At 47.8% G+C, this 16,917-nt stretch carries 11 protein-coding genes; 8 read left to right on the top strand and 3 right to left on the bottom strand.

The window, feature by feature from the left end; all coding sequences use genetic code 11:
- Positions 1 to 84: 84 nt before the first annotated feature.
- Complete coding sequence (locus AM1_RS02425; protein ID WP_010477188.1) at positions 85 to 999, bottom strand: LysR family transcriptional regulator; 915 nt, start codon at positions 997 to 999, stop codon at positions 85 to 87.
- Positions 1,000 to 1,237: 238 nt separating this feature from the next.
- Here AM1_RS02425 and AM1_RS02420 point away from each other — a divergent pair, with 238 nt between their 5' ends.
- Both AM1_RS02420 and AM1_RS43005 read left to right on the top strand, forming a co-directional pair.
- Entirely contained in the window at positions 1,238 to 1,888 is a 651-nt protein-coding gene (locus AM1_RS02420; protein ID WP_012161206.1) for a ParA family protein, read from the top strand.
- Positions 1,888 to 2,868, top strand: coding sequence for a hypothetical protein (locus AM1_RS43005; RefSeq protein WP_238549146.1), 981 nt, complete (start codon positions 1,888 to 1,890; stop codon positions 2,866 to 2,868). Before AM1_RS02420 ends, AM1_RS43005 begins: the two co-directional genes overlap by 1 nt.
- Positions 2,869 to 2,886: 18 nt before the next feature.
- Here the strand turns inward: AM1_RS43005 and AM1_RS02405 are convergent, their stop codons facing one another.
- Entirely contained in the window at positions 2,887 to 5,334 is a 2,448-nt protein-coding gene (locus AM1_RS02405) for a CPBP family glutamic-type intramembrane protease (RefSeq protein ID WP_238549145.1), read from the bottom strand.
- A 262-nt stretch (positions 5,335 to 5,596) separates the two neighbouring features.
- Between AM1_RS02405 and AM1_RS02400 the strand changes: the two genes are divergently transcribed.
- From AM1_RS02400 to AM1_RS02380, 5 genes are all read left to right on the top strand, one after another.
- Positions 5,597 to 6,319: a lipid-binding SYLF domain-containing protein gene (locus AM1_RS02400; protein ID WP_012161202.1), complete on the top strand. Its 723-nt coding sequence runs from the start codon at positions 5,597 to 5,599 to the stop codon at positions 6,317 to 6,319.
- Positions 6,320 to 6,330: 11 nt separating this feature from the next.
- Positions 6,331 to 8,019, top strand: a complete 1,689-nt coding sequence (locus tag AM1_RS02395; RefSeq protein WP_012161201.1) for a phospholipase D-like domain-containing protein — start codon at positions 6,331 to 6,333, stop codon at positions 8,017 to 8,019.
- A gap of 263 nt (positions 8,020 to 8,282) precedes the next feature.
- A complete protein-coding gene (gene hemL / locus AM1_RS02390; RefSeq protein WP_012161200.1) occupies positions 8,283 to 9,581 on the top strand; it encodes a glutamate-1-semialdehyde 2,1-aminomutase in 1,299 nt (432 codons plus the stop codon).
- 621 nt (positions 9,582 to 10,202) lie between these two features.
- Positions 10,203 to 12,566, top strand: a complete 2,364-nt coding sequence (locus tag AM1_RS02385) for an EAL domain-containing protein (RefSeq protein ID WP_012161199.1) — start codon at positions 10,203 to 10,205, stop codon at positions 12,564 to 12,566.
- Positions 12,567 to 12,577: 11 nt separating this feature from the next.
- Entirely contained in the window at positions 12,578 to 13,909 is a 1,332-nt protein-coding gene (locus AM1_RS02380) for a diguanylate cyclase (protein ID WP_012161198.1), read from the top strand.
- Here the strand turns inward: AM1_RS02380 and AM1_RS02375 are convergent, their stop codons facing one another.
- A complete protein-coding gene (locus tag AM1_RS02375; protein ID WP_012161197.1) occupies positions 13,910 to 14,311 on the bottom strand; it encodes a hypothetical protein in 402 nt (133 codons plus the stop codon).
- A 424-nt stretch (positions 14,312 to 14,735) separates the two neighbouring features.
- Here AM1_RS02375 and AM1_RS02370 point away from each other — a divergent pair, with 424 nt between their 5' ends.
- Positions 14,736 to 16,286, top strand: coding sequence for a hypothetical protein (locus AM1_RS02370; protein WP_012161196.1), 1,551 nt, complete (start codon positions 14,736 to 14,738; stop codon positions 16,284 to 16,286).
- The last annotated feature ends 631 nt before the right edge of the window (positions 16,287 to 16,917 follow it).

Genomic DNA, 16,917 nt, shown 5'->3' with positions numbered 1-16,917 from the left:
TTTTTCTGCGGTAGCCAATCCTAGAGATCTGGTGCCAAACTTCTAGATTCGTGATTCCAAATGATTCAAAGGTACTGACGGAAACTATTTGAAATGCATCCAAGGCATCTCAGCATGATCCGTAACCGAGACGAGGTAATGCAGAAAGGTTTCAGCCACAACAGAGAGATGTTTACCGGATAAATAGGCCACGGACCATTGCTGCTCAATGGGAAAATGCTCGACATCTAGTATGGCGAGGTCGGTATATTCTCGACCATTTAGGGAATGGCGCGATAAAACTGAGATTCCAAGTCCCCCTGCAATCGCCTGTTTGATCGCCTCATTACTTCCGAGTTCTAGTTTGATTTCAACATTGACTTTATGTTTGTTGAAGAGGGCCTGAACGGCGTGGCGGGTTCCCGAGCCTGGCTCCCGCATAATAAAGCGCTGATTGTTAAGGGCAGAAATATCAATATTCTTTTGACCCACGAGGGGATGGGAAGGGGGGGCAACCACCACAAGTGGATTTTTAATGACGGGCTGCACTTTGAGATCAATATGTTGGGGTGGATGACTGAGGATGTACAGATCATCTCGGTTTTCCATCATCCGCTTTTCCAGCTGGAGATGGTTGGTAATTTTTAAAGAAATATCAATGCCGGGATATTGATCACAAAAGTTACCCAACAAGCGGGGGACAAAATACTTGCAGGTGGTGACAGTAGCAAGATGTAACTTCCCCTGGGTCATTCCTTGCAAATCACTGACAATCATCTCGAATTGATCTAATTCTTCAAAGATAGATTGGCAGGTGGTAAATAACCGATTGCCCACTTCTGTTAAGTAGAGCTGTTTTCCCAACTTCTCGAATAAGGGGAAGCCAACGGTTTTGGAGAGCTGCTTAATCTGAATCGAAACGGTAGGTTGGGTAAGATAGAGTTCTTCAGCGGCGCGGGTGAAGCTGCCGTGGCGGGCAGCAGTTTCAAACACTTTCAGTTGATGTAGAGTAGGCTGCATTGCGATCGCACAGAGGTATTTTGGATAGACTTTAGTCGTTGCCTGGTCCCATTGTAATAGATAATTGTCTATTCATCTAAGAAATATGTCCTCTGAGCAAGAGCACATCGGGGCTGTAAACGCCTACAAAAAAGGGGATTAGTAGTCAATAAAGCTGTATAGTCATCCCAGGAGTCTTTTGCAAGTTGCAAAATCGGAGCCTCCTGCTTACCATTGGCAATCATTAGTGGTGCCCAAGTTGCCTTCTAAATCTTCAAAAACTAAGGTTGTAGCAGTCCTTAATGGCAAAGGTGGTGTCGGTAAAACCACCACAGCTGTCAATCTCACAGCCGTATTTGCAGAAGCTCATCAAGTTCTCCTGATTGATGCTGATCCACAAGGATCCGCTACCTGGTGGACCCAGCGTGATAACAATTCTCTGAAATTTCAAGTCCAGTCTGGAACTAGCGCCAAAGAATTGAAAGCACTGCGCCGATCCAGTAAACAAGAGCTCGTGGTCGTCGATACACCACCAGGACTGGAATCTGAGATTTTGAAAATGGTCATTCCTGTGGTTGACTATTTAGTGCTTCCTACGCCGCCTGCCCCAATGGAAATAGCTGTTCTCATTGAAACGGTGCGGACATTGGTCAAACCATCCGGTGTGGCTCATCGGGTATTACTAACACGGGTCGACCCTCGAAGTTTGCGAGAAGCATTAGATGCTCAAAACACATTGATGGAGTTAGGCATTCCGGCTTTTCATGCCTTTGTACGGAGCTATAAGGCCCATGAACGGGCAGCTTTAGAAGGACAGCCAATTACACAATGGAAAGGGAAATATAGTAAAGAGGCAAAAGCAGATTATTGCCGCGTTGTTGATGAAATTAAGCGGGATTGGGAAAGTTAATGGCTACGAAGAAGAGTTTGTCAGATTTATTACGGGAAGAAGCAACTAAAACTGCAGCCCCTGATCAAAAAGAGGATGTAGGTGCTAAACCAGCTGCGTCGTCGGCCCAAAAGAAAGCCACAACAGCTAAAAAAACTACGGCTAAAAAGACGACGACAGCCAAAAAAAGCACGGCAAAATCAACTGCGAAAAAAACTACGGCAAAGAAGACGACCGGGACGACTAAAACTGCTGCACCCGCTGCTAAGGCTACAGCCAAAAAATCAACGGCTAATTCAGCTTCGACGACTAAGACTGCGGCACCGGCAGCGAAGAAGTCAGCTTCGACAACAAAGGCTACTACAACCGCAGCGAAGAAGTCAGCTGCCAAGACCAAAACTGCTGCGCCCGCTGCTAAAAAATCAACCGCAAAATCTTCTCCTGCCAAAAAGGCAACGTCTAGCCGCTCCTCTAGTCGGAAAACAGCTGCAAAGCCCCCATCAACCGCAAAGAAAGCTAAACCTGCCACCTCTACTGCGAAGAAAGCAGCAGCAAAAACTGCCTCAACAAACAGCCCTACTGCCAGCACTCAATCCATCAACGCTGATTTAGAAGTGAAGGTGAGTGCCCTAACCAAAGATTTAAAGGCAGCTCAAACCAAAGAGACCTCTTTACAGAAGAAAGTGGCTCAATTAGAGGCACAGTTAGCGGAACAAAAAACAGCCCTGACTGCATTGCAGAAATCAAACAATCAAATCGATGCGATTAAGGGGAAACTGGAGCAAACCACCCAGGATGCAGTGCGATTAGCAAAAGAGAATGCCCGGTTACAAAAAGAATTGACTGAGCAGCAAACCATTGCAACTCCTAGAAAAACGCAAAAGTCCTCAGCATTAGCCACTCGCAAGAAGTCAACGAATACCAAATCCATCTTCCATCGGCCTGTGCGTTCAAATCAGGCACCACCCAACCGATCCTTTGATACCTGGTGTTATGACTAAAGGCCTGTTTCATCTGATCTAAACTTTGCTCAGACGTTCTTGCCCGCCTAAATACAGCAACCAAATTGCAACAGCAAGCCAGTGCAAAATAGTTCCTGGCCAGATTGAACCTGTGAACAAATAGGTGCCAGTACAGACTATCCCCAACACAGTGGCTAAAGTTAAAAATCTGAGATCAAAGAAGGTTGGATCGCCTGCTCTGTAGAGGGTACGGGCATTGAGGGGATGATAAAGCACAAAGAGGATTAAGCTAAATCCTGACCAAAGCAGCAGCGTCACCCACCACACACCTTCTTGGGGGTGGGGAATGAGGAGGCAGCGAAATAATAATTCTTCGACTAGGGCTGGCATGATCAAAGTGCCGATCCAGAGTCTTATTTGCACAGATGGGGAATAAGCAGCCCATTTGGGTGGGGTCAGAAACCCCACTTTTCGGCCCCAAACGACAGCAAAGAGACCATAGCCTCCTAAAATCCCTCCTGAAACGAGCCATCCCATCGGAGTTGGAACCGTTGTGGTTGCTTCCACCAACCGAGAAAAGGAAAAGGAAACGACTGGCCATTTCCCAAATAACTCTGTGGGGGCGAGGGGTCTGATATCCGCATCCCAACCTCCAACCTGATTCGTGTTGAGAAACCAAAGCGGGGTACCTTGCTTCAGAAAAATACGAATGATTTGATCTTGGGCAACCCGAGGAATCAGGGTTCGCCAGCTCAGAACCTGAGCCAAGAAATCGTCTGATTGGCGAAATGTCCCAGGTGTTGAGATACCTGCCGCAACCTGGGCATTTTGCTGCCAATCACTGCGGACAATGCCCAGAGGGACTAGTTCTTTCTCCAGGGCATTCCCTAAAGTCGTTAATTCTTGAAACCGAAGGGTTTGAGGGGCGTGAGGATGTTCTGACAACCAAGTTTGAATGGCTGGGGACATTTGCACCTGATATTGAATACGCTTAATGGTTTGGTAAACCGCTTGACTGGAATCTTGAACACAGGATTTTGCCGGGGTAACTAAAGCGGAACCTGTACCATCACCAATTCGATAGCGTGCTGCCATTAGTTGTAGCTGGGTTTTAAGCTCAGCCAAGGGATCTAGACTGATCTCGCCAAATTTATAGGGCTGCGTCAGGGCCGCAGACTTTACCAACACATCCAATACGGGCCGACTTCCCAACCATCCCCGGTTAAGATGGCCCATATATTCGGACCAATGGGTCGGTCCGGCCACAATTCCCTCTGGGTTGTGAGCGTAAACCTGTTGGTACTCGATCTCAAACTGACGTTCCCCCGTAAAGGGATCTTTAATGACCGTAGCGATACCGTAGCCAAAATGCCCCGTGACCGTTCCGATAACTGCCTGGGGCTCAGCTTTGTTACCACCAATACCGCCAAACAGATGGACAACTAAGGCTTGATCACCTTCCTGCCACTGATCCACGGCTTTTTTCTGTCTACGATGTTGGCTATCAACCAGGGCTCGTTGGAGTTTGCCCTTATGTTGAACAGTTTGCTGCCAAACTTTGCGTTTGAAGTAGTGCAGTCCTGCCCCCATGGTAGAGAAGTGATGATCAGGCTGGAGTTGGAACAGAGACCGAGGTGCGATCGCATTCACCTCAAACACCCCTTCCATATTCTTCGAACCATAGATATACCAGCCTGAACGTCCGGCCGGAGAGTCGGCTAATTTCCTAGGAGTGGACTGAAAGACTCCAGCTGAATTGGGCTGATCCTGACGAATGTGTACCCTTTCTTCAGGACCATTAAATCGTTGAGTCAGGGGATTGTAGTGACGCACCCGAGTCAACTCGCTCGGACAAGGAGGTGATCCAGGACAGTCTTTGGGAACGGATTCTGACGTGGAGACTGGACCGAGGATTTTGACGAGTCCATAGTCGAATCCAGGGACCTGTAGCGGATCTACTGCAATTTCTAGGTAAGGACTAGGGGCATTAACGGCTTGCACCTTCTTTAAACTTACGATCAGGTCATCTGTGGGCCTTGCTCCTGCTAAGGACTGCAATGGTCCCACCTGCCGCCGTCCATCTAATCGTTGCGGGTGAATATTACCCCGCTTCAAGCTTTGATGTGCTTCTGCAGAGAGGTTGATATCCTGCTGTACCCGTTTGATGCGGGCTTGGACATCAGGATGATCCTGCCACTGCAACCGCACAGTTTGCCCCACAAACTTGGGATTGGGACTATGGTGCACTTCAAACCAAACCCAGTCCGTGCCATCTGCGGGTGGTAGTATCAGTCTTCCGACCCACTCCCCCACTGGACGATAGCCTTCTTCAGCGTTAGAGATCTGTGCGGCAGAGAGTTGAGGGGGTGAAGAAGATTTGACCTCTGCCCGAAGGGGCTGCCCCATTGTTAGCTGGAGTACGCCCCAGCTGAAACATAGCGTGACCAGACTGAGGACGATCCATCGGTAGCGGTTACGAACCAATTGAAGGAATTTTTGAACCATCTTCCATGGGGAATATCAAAAAGCAGGGTGGGCTAGACCGAGCAAACAACAAGTTTCATCTCGAAAACCTTGCCATTTTATAATTTCGGTGCTAATTAAGGGCTAGAAAATAAGGGACTGAAGCCAGTTTGCCCCCTACCGTAGTTGTTACTAAGCACGGTATCCCAATTTCGGCACCATTTAGATGGATGAAACGGCTGAAACTTTCCGGTAAACCCAGGGTCATTACCCATATGCTCGTCTTGTCTAGGGAGAGATAGCGATGAAATTTAAGTCTATGGTGGCTGTGCCCGTAACAGCAGTGCTCGTAGTCACCACCACGATGCCGACCATGGCCGCGACAGATGTCGAAAAGCAGGCCCATGCCGAAAAAATTATTTACTCTTCTCAAAATGTCTTAGAAGAAATTCTCAGTGATCCCAAGACTCAAATTCCTTCAGAGCTGCTAGAACAAAGCGAAGGTATTGCTATCTTTCCCGGTGTCATCCAAGCGGGGTTCCTGTTTGGCGCTCGCCGAGGCACAGGGGTGATGATGCTCCGGCAAGAAGATGGCACCTGGAGTAACCCTGCATTTATCAACATCACGGGGGGTAGTTTTGGTCTCCAAATTGGGGCTAAATCCAGCGATATTGTCTTGGTGTTCCCCAACCGCAGCACGGTCAATGAAGTACTTTCCAAATCTTTCGATATCGGCGGTAGTGTCTCAGGGACGGCTGGCCCCGTGGGGGCAACAGCGGTTGATCCCACCGAAGATTACAGCAAGTCACCGATTCTGACCTATGCCCGCAGTAGTGGTCTATTTGGTGGGGTCGCCATTGATGGCTCTAAGCTAGGGTTCAACAAAGGGAAAAATCGTGATTTATATGGCAAATCCATTACCCCACGCCGAATTTTTAGAGATCCAGATGTAGAGGCTCCTGTGGTGGTTGATTCTCTCCGCCAGGTATTGGAAGAGTCTGAGTTAGGGACCTTTAGCCGCTTCTAGCTTCTCTATTGATGCAGCGACTGCAATTGGGATTAGCTTCCCTTGTCCTACTGGGTGCTCTGGGGATTGGGGTTAATCGTTGGCAGCGATCGCAACCGCAATTCAAATCCATCGAACCTCTCCCACAACATAGCCAGATTCAGGTGTATATGAACCAGAGTCTGGCTAATTCTTTTACGGATCCTTATCGACAAATCACCCGCCCAGGGGATGATTTAGAGTCGATTATTGTCGAGAATATCCAAGCCGCACAATCCACAGTGGATGTAGCGATACAGGAATTGCGATCGCCCCGGATTGCCCAGGCCCTTCGAGATCGCAAACAAGCGGGTGTTCAGGTCCGAGTGGTCTTAGAAAACACCTACAGCCGACCTTGGAGTAGCTTTACGCCCCAAGAAGTGGCCCGGATGGATCCACGGCAAAAAGACCGATACCAAGCCAACTTTCAACTGATCGACCAAGATCAAGATGGCCAGCTGAGTTCGTCTGAAATCAATGATAACGATGCCCTAGAGGTACTGCGTCAGGCGGATATCCCCTGGCTAGACGATACGGCCGATGGTTCTGCTGGCAGTGGACTGATGCACCATAAATTTGTGGTCATTGATGGGCAGACCATCCTTGTGACAACGGCCAACTTTACGTTGTCTGGCTTGCTCGGCGATTTAGATCAGCCAGATAGTCGAGGAAATGCCAATTCTCTAGTCGTCCTTAAGAACCCAGCTGTCGCTCAACTCTTTACCGAGGAATTTAAGGCGATGTGGGGAGATGGTCCCGGTCGAGCAACCGATAGCAAATTTGGGGTGAACAAGCCCTGGCGTCCAACCCAAACTCTTAAGGTGGGTGATGCCAAAGTGCAAGTGCAATTTTCTCCCACATCCGTCTCTACGCCCTGGTCTCGCAGTACCAACGGTCTGATTCGCCAAACCTTAGCGAAAGCGACACAAGATATTGCGTTGGCGCTATTTGTCTTTTCAGAGCAACCCCTAGTGGATCAGCTAGCCGTGGAAGACCATCAAGGGGTAAAAATTCGGGTATTGGGTGACCCTCAGTTTGCCTATCAAAGCTATAGCGAAGTTCTCGATATGTTAGGGGTGGCCCTCAGTTCCTCTCGCAGTGGAACGTTAACATGTCAGGCTGAACCCCAAAATCGACCTTGGTCTCAACCCTTGCAAACCGTGGGGACACCTCAACTCCCCAAAGGCGATGTGCTGCACCATAAATTTGGCATTGTGGATGGCCGGATTGTGATTGTGGGATCTCACAATTGGTCAGATGCTGCCAATCGTCGCAATGATGAAACCTTACTGGTGATTGAACATCCTCAAATTGCCGATCACTATCATCGGGAATTTGAGCGGTTATATGCCAGTAGTCGTCTCGGCATTCCGACCTTTCTCCACAACAAAGCCCAAGATCATCAACGCCAATGTGGCGATTTACAGCTCCATGTCAGGGGCACTCCCCAACCCGTCTGGCTAGGAAAGGAGCAAACCGCTCCGGTTAATAGCTCCCTCGTAAATTTGAATACAGCGAGTCAACAAGAGCTGGAAGCATTACCCGGTGTGGGGCCGAAGTTGGCGGCCCGAATAATCGAGGTGAGGCAAGAACGTCTTTTTACCTCCCTTGCAGATTTTGATCAAGTACCTGGCATCGGGCCGAAATTGCTGGAACAGCTACGGAATAAAGTGACCTGGTGAGCACCATTCTTTGCCTTGAGGCCAGTCAGAGGCTGGATCGTAATTTTTACTACTCATGTATAAAATTTTTCAATTGTTTACGTTTTACCGCTTCAAACTTGAAGAATGTAGACCAACCTTCAATAGTTTTGATCCATATAGAGTGAAACAGTAGAATGAAAGACTATGTTGATAGGGCTTAAGCATGAATTTGCTGAGTGCACCTTTCAAAGGCCTTGATCATTCAACCATTCAGCGAGTCAGCTGATCTTAAGGAGAAAACGTTGCTTACTGACACCTTAAATACAACAAAGTCAGAGGAGATTTTTGCGGCAGCGCAAAAATTGATGCCTGGTGGCGTAAGTTCACCGGTCCGCGCATTCAAATCTGTGGGCGGCCAACCCATTGTTTTTGATCGGGTTAAAGGGGCTCATGTATGGGATGTTGATGGCAATCAATATATTGATTACGTCGGCACCTGGGGACCCGCAATTTGTGGTCATGCCCATCCTGAAGTCCTTACGGCTCTCAAGGAAGCCTTAGACAAAGGCACTAGCTTTGGCGCTCCCTGCTTGTTGGAAAACGTACTAGCTGAAATGGTCATTGATGCCGTTCCCAGCGTGGAAGTGGTCCGCTTTGTGAACTCAGGAACTGAAGCTTGTATGTCCGTCCTGAGACTGATGAGAGCCTTCACTGGCCGGGAAAAAGTGATCAAATTCGAAGGCTGCTATCACGGCCATGCTGATATGTTTTTGGTCAAGGCTGGCTCTGGTGTGGCAACTTTGGGGCTACCGGATTCGCCCGGTGTGCCCAAATCCGTAACGGGAAATACCCTAACGGCTCCCTACAACGACTTACAGTCCGTACAAGCCCTATTCTCCCAGCACCCCGATCAGATTGCTGGGGTGATCTTAGAACCAGTCGTCGGTAATGCTGGGTTTATTCCACCAGATGCCGGGTTCTTAGAAGGCCTCCGAGAAATTACCAAAGAGAATGGCGCTTTACTGGTTTTTGACGAAGTCATGACCGGCTTTCGCATCTCCTATGGCGGCGCTCAAGAGAAGTTTGGCATTACCCCCGATTTAACGACCTTAGGTAAAGTCATTGGGGGCGGCCTGCCCGTGGGTGCATATGGCGGACGTCGAGACATTATGAGTATGGTTGCTCCGGCAGGCCCCATGTATCAAGCGGGTACGTTGTCCGGTAATCCCTTGGCGATGACAGCAGGAATCAAAACATTAGAATTGCTCAGACGTTCAGGAACTTACGATCAATTAGATCGGGTGACCGGCAAGTTAATCTCTGGATTGTTGCAGATTGCTCGGGAAGCAGGCCATGAGGTGTGTGGGGGGCATATCAACGGCATGTTTGGCATGTTCTTTGCTCCTGGCCCGGTCCATAGCTATGACGATGCGAAGGCCGCTGATGCAGCTAAGTTCGCTAAATTCCATCGGGGAATGTTGGAACAAGGGGTTTATTTAGCGCCTTCCCAATTTGAGGCAGGTTTTACCTCCTTAGCTCATACTGATGCAGATATCGACCAAACCTTAGAAGCAGCCAAAGTTGTATTGGCTAATATCTAATCTTTAATTGAGAAGTTGATTTCATCAGCGAAATACTATCTTTAAAAAATCATTCAAGAGAGGCCTATAGGCCTCTCTTTTTTATGAATGTCAACCATAAAGATTTCGTTTTATGGACTTTTTTAGTTCTGCCAAAATTGAGATTCTCAAAATAGAAGACTATTTCTTTTTATAGAATAGTAGCTTTGACTCAAATGATACTAATGCCCTAAAAAGTTCATCAATCATATAAGTTTAGAGCCACAGAGACATAGAAAACTATAACAATATAGCTACCCTTAATAATATCTATACTTTAAAGCTTCGCTATTGATTCCCTTCGATGACTAAATAATTTGTCCAGACTTCTCTTTATGATCTGAGCTATTTTGTGAGCCATAAAAATTGAACTACATCAACCGCCAGAGAATTGTATGAAGCGGTCAGTTTGAAACATGAATATCTTTGTAAAGGAAATTTCAGTAGATTTACATATTTCTCTTTCAATAGAATTGGCTAGGATTTAGGACAGTGAAATCATCTACTGCCACAAATTGGGTGGTGTATGTCCAACCTTAGTTTTATGAACCCTTGTGATCCAACTGCATATCTAACAGTTCCCACATTTGAATCGTTGGTTTTATGAATGACTTTGCGACAAATCCTCTAGATAGACAGTCAGAACTCACTGAACTAGGGCAGAAGGCGTTGTCCGGGTTTAGCTTAACTGACTTGTACCTGGATGCGATCGCACTAATGAGTCACCACTTGCCGATCTCAGACTGTAGTTTGTGGCAAGTCCTCTCTGATAGCAACACTCTGCGGTTAGTAGCGAAACAAAAAGCGTCCCTCCTAGGGGACTCCACTGATATCGATAGCCGAGACTATCCGTGGTTACAGACATTGATGCAAACGGGGCAAACAGCCGTTATTGCCAGGCAATCCGAACAACTCCCCCTGACACAACCCCATGGAATAAGCGGCCTTTGTATTCCGATTCCTGGGCCAGATCGTCCCCTGGGATTACTGGAGATTTTGACCCCCGACCCTCAGAATTGGAATAAAGAGGATCGCAATTTTGTTAACTGTGTGGCCCAGGTATTAGCAACAGCCATTCAGCGCAAACGTTCAGAAATGCTGCTGCAAACCCAAACCCAAATTTTGGAAAATGTAGCAACGGGGCAAGGTCTAGATGCGATTCTCAACAGTTTGTGTCTATTGATTGAGAGTCAGTCTCCAGGGACGGTCTGTTCTATCCTTTTACGGGATGCTCATCAACCGGAACTACGCATGGGAGCAGGTCCCAGTTTGTCCTCGGAAGTGGCCGCTGCCTTTGATCATTTAATAATTGCCGAAAATGCGGGCTCCTGTGGGACTGCCGCCTTTCGTGGCCAGGCTGTTTATGTAGAAGACACGCAACGCGATCCCGTCTGGGTGGACTTTCGAGAATTTGCCCAACAACATAATATTCTTGCCTGTTGGTCAACCCCTTTCTTCTCACAGTCTGGAGATCTATTAGGAACCTTTGCCTTATCTCATCAAGTTCCCTGTTCCCCCACCGCTCATCATCTCAACATCATTAAAACCGCCACCCATTTGGCGAGTATTGCGATGGAGGGACATCGGACGGCTGAGCAATTAAAACAAAAGGCGCTATTTGATAACCTGACAGGTTTACCTAGCCGAGACTATTTCTATGAGCAGCTTCAACGGAAGTTACAACAGGTTCAGCGCCAGCAATTAGAGGGATACTCTCGTCAGGCAGAGCTTTGCCATTTTGCCATTTTGTTTCTGGATGTCGATCACTTCAAGCTTGTCAATGACAGCTTGGGGCATAGCGTGGGGGATCAGCTTCTTGTTGCGATTGCCCAACAGCTTAAGGAGAGTTTGCGTCCTCAGGATTTGCTGGCTCGCTTGGGAGGAGATGAGTTTGCCATTCTCCTGGATGGAGTCGTCAATCATCAACAGGCCCATAAGATTGTTCAACGTATCCAGCGGTCCCTGGCTAAGCCCCTAAAGCTCAATCAGCAAGAAGTGTTTACTTCAGTCAGTATTGGGATTACCCACTCCACCAGCCTGTATCAACATCCTGAAGAACTACTGCGAGATGCAGATACGGCCATGTATCGTGCCAAAGCCCACGGTCGCGGGGGGTATGTAGTCTTCGATGAGACCATGCATAAGCAAGTTCGCTCTCGCTTATGGTTAGGCAATAGTCTTAGATATGCGGTCAAAGCGATTGAACAAGGACAGAATCCCTTTCTATTGCAGTATCAGCCCATTTTCTGTTTGCGGCAACAGCGGCTGATCGGTTTTGAAGCGCTATTGCGATGGCATCATCCCCAACAAGGCCTGATCTCCCCCGAGAAGTTTATTCCTGTGGCTGAGGAAACGGGGCTGATTATTCCGCTGGGGCAGTGGGTTTTAAAAGCTGCTTGTCAACAACTCGCGGTATGGGAACAGGAATTTTCCGTACCGTTAACCATGAGTATTAACGTGTCGAGTCAACAGTTTCTGCAACCTAATTTCGTCCAGTCTGTTGAATCTTTAATGCAGTCGCACCAGCTGGCTGGTCACCATCTCAAACTGGAAATTACCGAAACGGTGTTAATGGAGTCCACTCACTACGTCACCGATCGACTAGAGCAATTGCAAAACTTAGGAATTTCCCTCAGTTTGGATGATTTTGGCACCGGATATTCATCCTTGAATTATCTGTATAACTTGCCCATTAATACCCTCAAAATCGATCGATCGTTTGTTTGGGGCATTGGCCAAGGGCAAGATCAAATTGTCAAAACCATTATTGCTCTTGCCCATGGCCTAGAGATGAATGTTGTGGCAGAAGGGATTGAAACGATAGAACAAATGCAATATCTCCACACCTTAGGGTGTGAGCTTGGACAAGGCTATTGGTTTGCTCGTCCTCTTCAACCGGAGGCAGCCCAACAGGTTATTGCTACCCTGTCTAGTCCCATGAGCTTGTCTCTACCGATTGCAGAATAAGCAGTACTTCCATGCCCTTTTGGTCCACGCCTAAAACCTCTCTAAACCAGCGTCTTCGGCTGGGTTTAGGGACCATGCTTGTGCCCTTACTGATGTTAGCGGCAGGGGCAGTTATTTCCTTTGAAGGGGCATTGGATAGCTTTCGTAAGCACGATAATGTAGGTCGAGAAGCCTTGTTCCCCCTAGCCCATGTTGAGGGGTTACTTCTAGATTTAAATGTGGTGGCCTCACCGGTGGAACCATCTCGCTCCATAACGTGGAGTGAGTATCAGCTTAAAAGTCAAGCGATTGAAGCGAGTTTGGCCAGGCTCCTAGAATTCTCCCACCAGGATCCACACAAATTTAATTCTGTACAGGAAATACAACGAAAATGGCATCGAATTTCCCAGCTGTGTCAACAAATCTTGGATCCTTCGGTTGCTCAATCGGGAAAGGGCTTGTCAGAACCTGCCAGAGTTGAGCTGCAAGAACAGCTGAAAATGATTTTGCAGAATGTCCAACAACTGAATTATCGGTTAATTGCATTTCAAAATGATGCCAATGCCAACCACGCAGAAGCCGTGCGCAAAGAAGTTAGACAGATGATCGCCATGATTTGCGGTTTGGCTTTGATGCTAGCAGTCGTGTTTGCCTATGGACTCACTCGGTCCATTACAGTCCCCCTTCAATCTTTGGAGGACGGGGTTGAGAAATTAGGCAAGGGAGATTTGAGCCATCGGATTTCTTTGGCCGCTGACGCTGAATTTAGTCATTTGGCCGCAACCTTTAACTTAATGGCGACCAAGCTGGAGCAAAGCCAACAAGACTTATACCGTTTAGCAACATTGGATGGGCTAACGGAAGTTTACAATCGGCGGGAATTTAATCGCTGGTTGAGGGTGGAAGTCGAGAAATCCCAGCGCAATACCGATCAAGTTTCGCTGATCATGGTGGATATTGATCATTTCAAGCAGCTCAATGATACCTATGGCCATCAGGCCGGAGATTTGGCCCTTTGTGAGGTGGCTCAACTTCTACAGCGCGAAGTGCGACCTGGGGATATTGTCTGCCGGTATGGTGGCGAAGAATTTGCGGTCATTCTGCCCAAGACCAATCATGATGATAGTGTTGCGATCGCAGATCGGATCCGTCTAGCCATTGCCGAGGAAGCGATTATTCTACCCTCCTTGCAGCAAATAGAGATGACGGCCAGCCTAGGGGTTGCCACCTTCCCTGGTGATGCCCAAACCAAAGAGCACCTGATCAAACAAGCCGATCAGGCGCTCTATGGTGCTAAGACTTCAGGTCGAAATCGAGTCCACCAGGCTCAACAAAATGTTGTCGAAAACCAAGTGGTGGTCTAACTACTTCTTATCAAACAAGGCCCCTAGAGTATCAGGATTCATCATATTGCACTCCATCAGCTTGAGGGCCAAGGCTGTGCCAACACGATTGGCTACAACTTGCTGTAATTTCGGTTGGGTACGGGCAGAGGCCAGTAATTGACCTTCTAGAGATAGCTCTGAGGTTTTGCTACCCTTGCTCTTACGCATCTCTTTCAACAGATCGCGAGTATCTTTGCAGGAGGAGGCTGAGATACGGGCGGCAACAGTATCACTCATCCGCGTGATGATAGCAAATGTTGTCTCTTCAGGAATTCCTAACTGTGAAGGATCTGCTTGGGCATGCGCCCCAAAGGGTAAGATTGCGCTGAGCGCAACAAAGGCGCAACTTCCTAAAGATAGGATTGATTTGCTTCTCGACATATTCCACTCCAAAAATTATTCGTCAATTGGGATTGTGCCACTATGGCACGGCGTTCTAGCAATGCTGACACCTATTTATGGTCTGGCACAGATGAGTTCAATACACCTAAAGATTCAGAATGCACCTAAAATGACTCAACCCTGACCACTTATACCTACAAAATAGGTTTAATTTCTTGATGTTGAGACGAAATTAAGAATCACTCTATTTTCATCCCTCCATAAGTTAAAGTGACGGATATGAGCGTTTTATGGCTCCGGCTTTTGGGTAATGTTTAGTTGAACTGCTGACCTCCTCTAGGTTTACTATGGCTGGGTTTGAAGCATATTGCAGTGATCGGTATCATGCTAGCGGCGTGATCAAAAAGCCTGATATGGGGACGTTTCAAGCCATTTCTCTGCCTTTGCAGAGGAGGACGAACGGATGCCCCTAAATCCCTTTACCGCAACAGTGATTCGTTGGTGGTTACAGCAGAGACAATCGACCAACCGCAGGGATGCCGGCTTTGCTTTACCACTGGCTTTGGGTTTGGGCTTTGTGATGGTAGTGCTGGGACTCACGATGATGATGACCGCCCAAAGCGATCGCATAACGTCTTGGCAACGGAAAGAATCGGGTGCCAGCTTATCGACCGCAGAAGGAGGAATGGCAAGGACTTTAGCCCAGCTTACAGTCCCCAACAACGCCATTTTGCTCAACCGTAATTACGACACAATTAATCCCCAAACGGGTAAAACCTATTTAGGCTCAGATGGAATCTTCAATAGTGGAGATGAAGAGACAGAGCCCATTGATGAATGGACCAGCTATGACCCCAGTAATCAACCCTGCCACCAGCAGATGAACTGGGGGGCTCCTGATTTTAAGTTTTCCGGTCCTATCGGTGTGAATGGCACCTACACTCTGAAGGCCTATCGTTATGATCCCAAACGGCAGCAAGGCACATTATTCGTAGAAGCAACCACCAATGATCAGACCACGGGAATCGTGATCACAATTAATGTAACCCCAGATTTAGACAATTTTCCCGGTATTATCGTCTCCCGCAATACGAATGGAGCTTTTAAGACGGGGACCTTGGCGCTCAGAGGTCGAGAGGTTCTAGGAAGCAAGGGGAATATCTACTACAACCCTGACGGCTCAGCCAATGATGCCCTAACCAACAGTGCCGCCCCAGGAGATCTAAGTCGGAATGATTATTTGAATGCCATCTGGTCGACCAATGAGGAAGATTTTGAGGCGGATGGCAGTCCCATCGATACGGTAGAAGGAAAAATCTTTGCCTGTAACTTACCCCCTAAGCTACCGACGACGATTCAAGGAACCAACTTCGGTCGTATCACTTCCAGTACGACCCTGAGAGGGGTAGGAGGCATGTCCCCAACCCTCTATCGCGTCGAAAGTATTGATTTAGGTAATGATGACGTCTTGACCGTTGATACCACGGGAGGTCCAGTCCAAATTGATGTTGTGTATGGGGGGACCGATCCAGAGCTAGCCATTACCCTGCGAGATAATGCCAAAATCCTTAATGTTCGGACAGACGATCAACCCCCTCAGGTCGGCGATCTGCGCATTCTGGCTAGGGGAAATAGTCAAGTGAACCTCTATGACCGTAGCTGCATCCAAAATGCCTTTCTCTGGTTCCCGATTGACGAATTAAGGTTGCTGACCAGCGGTCCAGGTTGTCCAGGTGGACGAAATACGAATGTTGAGGGGGTGTTATGGATGGAAGCCATCTTGGCCCTCAAGGATCAGGAAGTTCACCGGGATGTGAACTTTCTCAATGGCTTCAATGGCACCAACTATGATCAACCCAAAAACACCTATTATCCCTTGGCCAATTCAAGAATCACAGCTGGAATCGCGGTGCCAAAAGATGTGTCCAGTCTGATGGATTTACTGAAATATGTGGAGTGGCCAGCTCGTTATCGGTTTGGCGGAGTCCAGAACTGGCAACGCGTTCGGCTATAAGGTGGACGATTATTTGGATTTTATGGGTATGAGGTGGAATGAAGAATAGGTACTTTTCTGTCACGCTTCTCCACGCATAGCGTCGATATTTACAAACCCTTGAAGGTTCAAGGGTAGATTCACAATATTCTAAATGTTCAGAGCGGGGCCTTGTCTTGTCCCTTCATTGGCAAAGTTGGCGCTCCCTACAATGCTGTTATTACCTCCAACGTTACCTCTGGCATTGCGAAATCTTTAGAGGTCAGCGTTTAATCGACCGTTTGAAATAGGTTGATTATCTAGGGCGCTATCGGTTTAGTAGGGCTTTGCAGTGGCAACGGATGCGATTGTAGGCCCTTACCCTAATCTAGATGTGAAGAAAAAGCTTAGGCCTAATCTAACAGAGATTCTCCTCAAAATTACGGAATTCCCCTGGCAACGATACTTATTCTTGAGAGGGAATTCCGTATAATCTCTGTCGCCAGCTACAGGCCATGAAAGCCAGGATATGAACAGTGTTGTCCTGTAACACTGTCCTGCCCATGTGTTCTCCATTGGCATCTAACCCCTTCTGATTTTTCTATGCTCAATGATTGGCTTAGCCACTCCAATGGCAGTTGCTTTTTCATCCCTCTGACCGATCGTGGACAGG

The sequence above is a fragment of the Acaryochloris marina MBIC11017 genome (genome assembly GCF_000018105.1).
GTDB lineage: Bacteria > Cyanobacteriota > Cyanobacteriia > Thermosynechococcales > Thermosynechococcaceae > Acaryochloris > Acaryochloris marina.
The sequence above is the reverse complement of the archived record's forward strand: the minus strand, read 5'-3'. Positions and strand labels throughout refer to the sequence as shown.

What these genes read in the sequence shown, in the direction of transcription:
- AM1_RS02425 (WP_010477188.1), bottom strand. Translation starts at nt 999, where the DNA reads ATGCAGCCTACTCTACATCAACTGAAAGTGTTTGAAACTGCTGCCCGC.
- AM1_RS43005 (WP_238549146.1), top strand. Translation starts at nt 1,888, where the DNA reads ATGGCTACGAAGAAGAGTTTGTCAGATTTATTACGGGAAGAAGCAACT.
- AM1_RS02405 (WP_238549145.1), bottom strand. Translation starts at nt 5,334, where the DNA reads ATGGTTCAAAAATTCCTTCAATTGGTTCGTAACCGCTACCGATGGATC.
- AM1_RS02400 (WP_012161202.1), top strand. Translation starts at nt 5,597, where the DNA reads ATGAAATTTAAGTCTATGGTGGCTGTGCCCGTAACAGCAGTGCTCGTA.
- AM1_RS02395 (WP_012161201.1), top strand. Translation starts at nt 6,331, where the DNA reads ATGCAGCGACTGCAATTGGGATTAGCTTCCCTTGTCCTACTGGGTGCT.
- AM1_RS02385 (WP_012161199.1), top strand. Translation starts at nt 10,203, where the DNA reads ATGAATGACTTTGCGACAAATCCTCTAGATAGACAGTCAGAACTCACT.
- AM1_RS02380 (WP_012161198.1), top strand. Translation starts at nt 12,578, where the DNA reads ATGCCCTTTTGGTCCACGCCTAAAACCTCTCTAAACCAGCGTCTTCGG.
- AM1_RS02375 (WP_012161197.1), bottom strand. Translation starts at nt 14,311, where the DNA reads ATGTCGAGAAGCAAATCAATCCTATCTTTAGGAAGTTGCGCCTTTGTT.
- AM1_RS02370 (WP_012161196.1), top strand. Translation starts at nt 14,736, where the DNA reads ATGCCCCTAAATCCCTTTACCGCAACAGTGATTCGTTGGTGGTTACAG.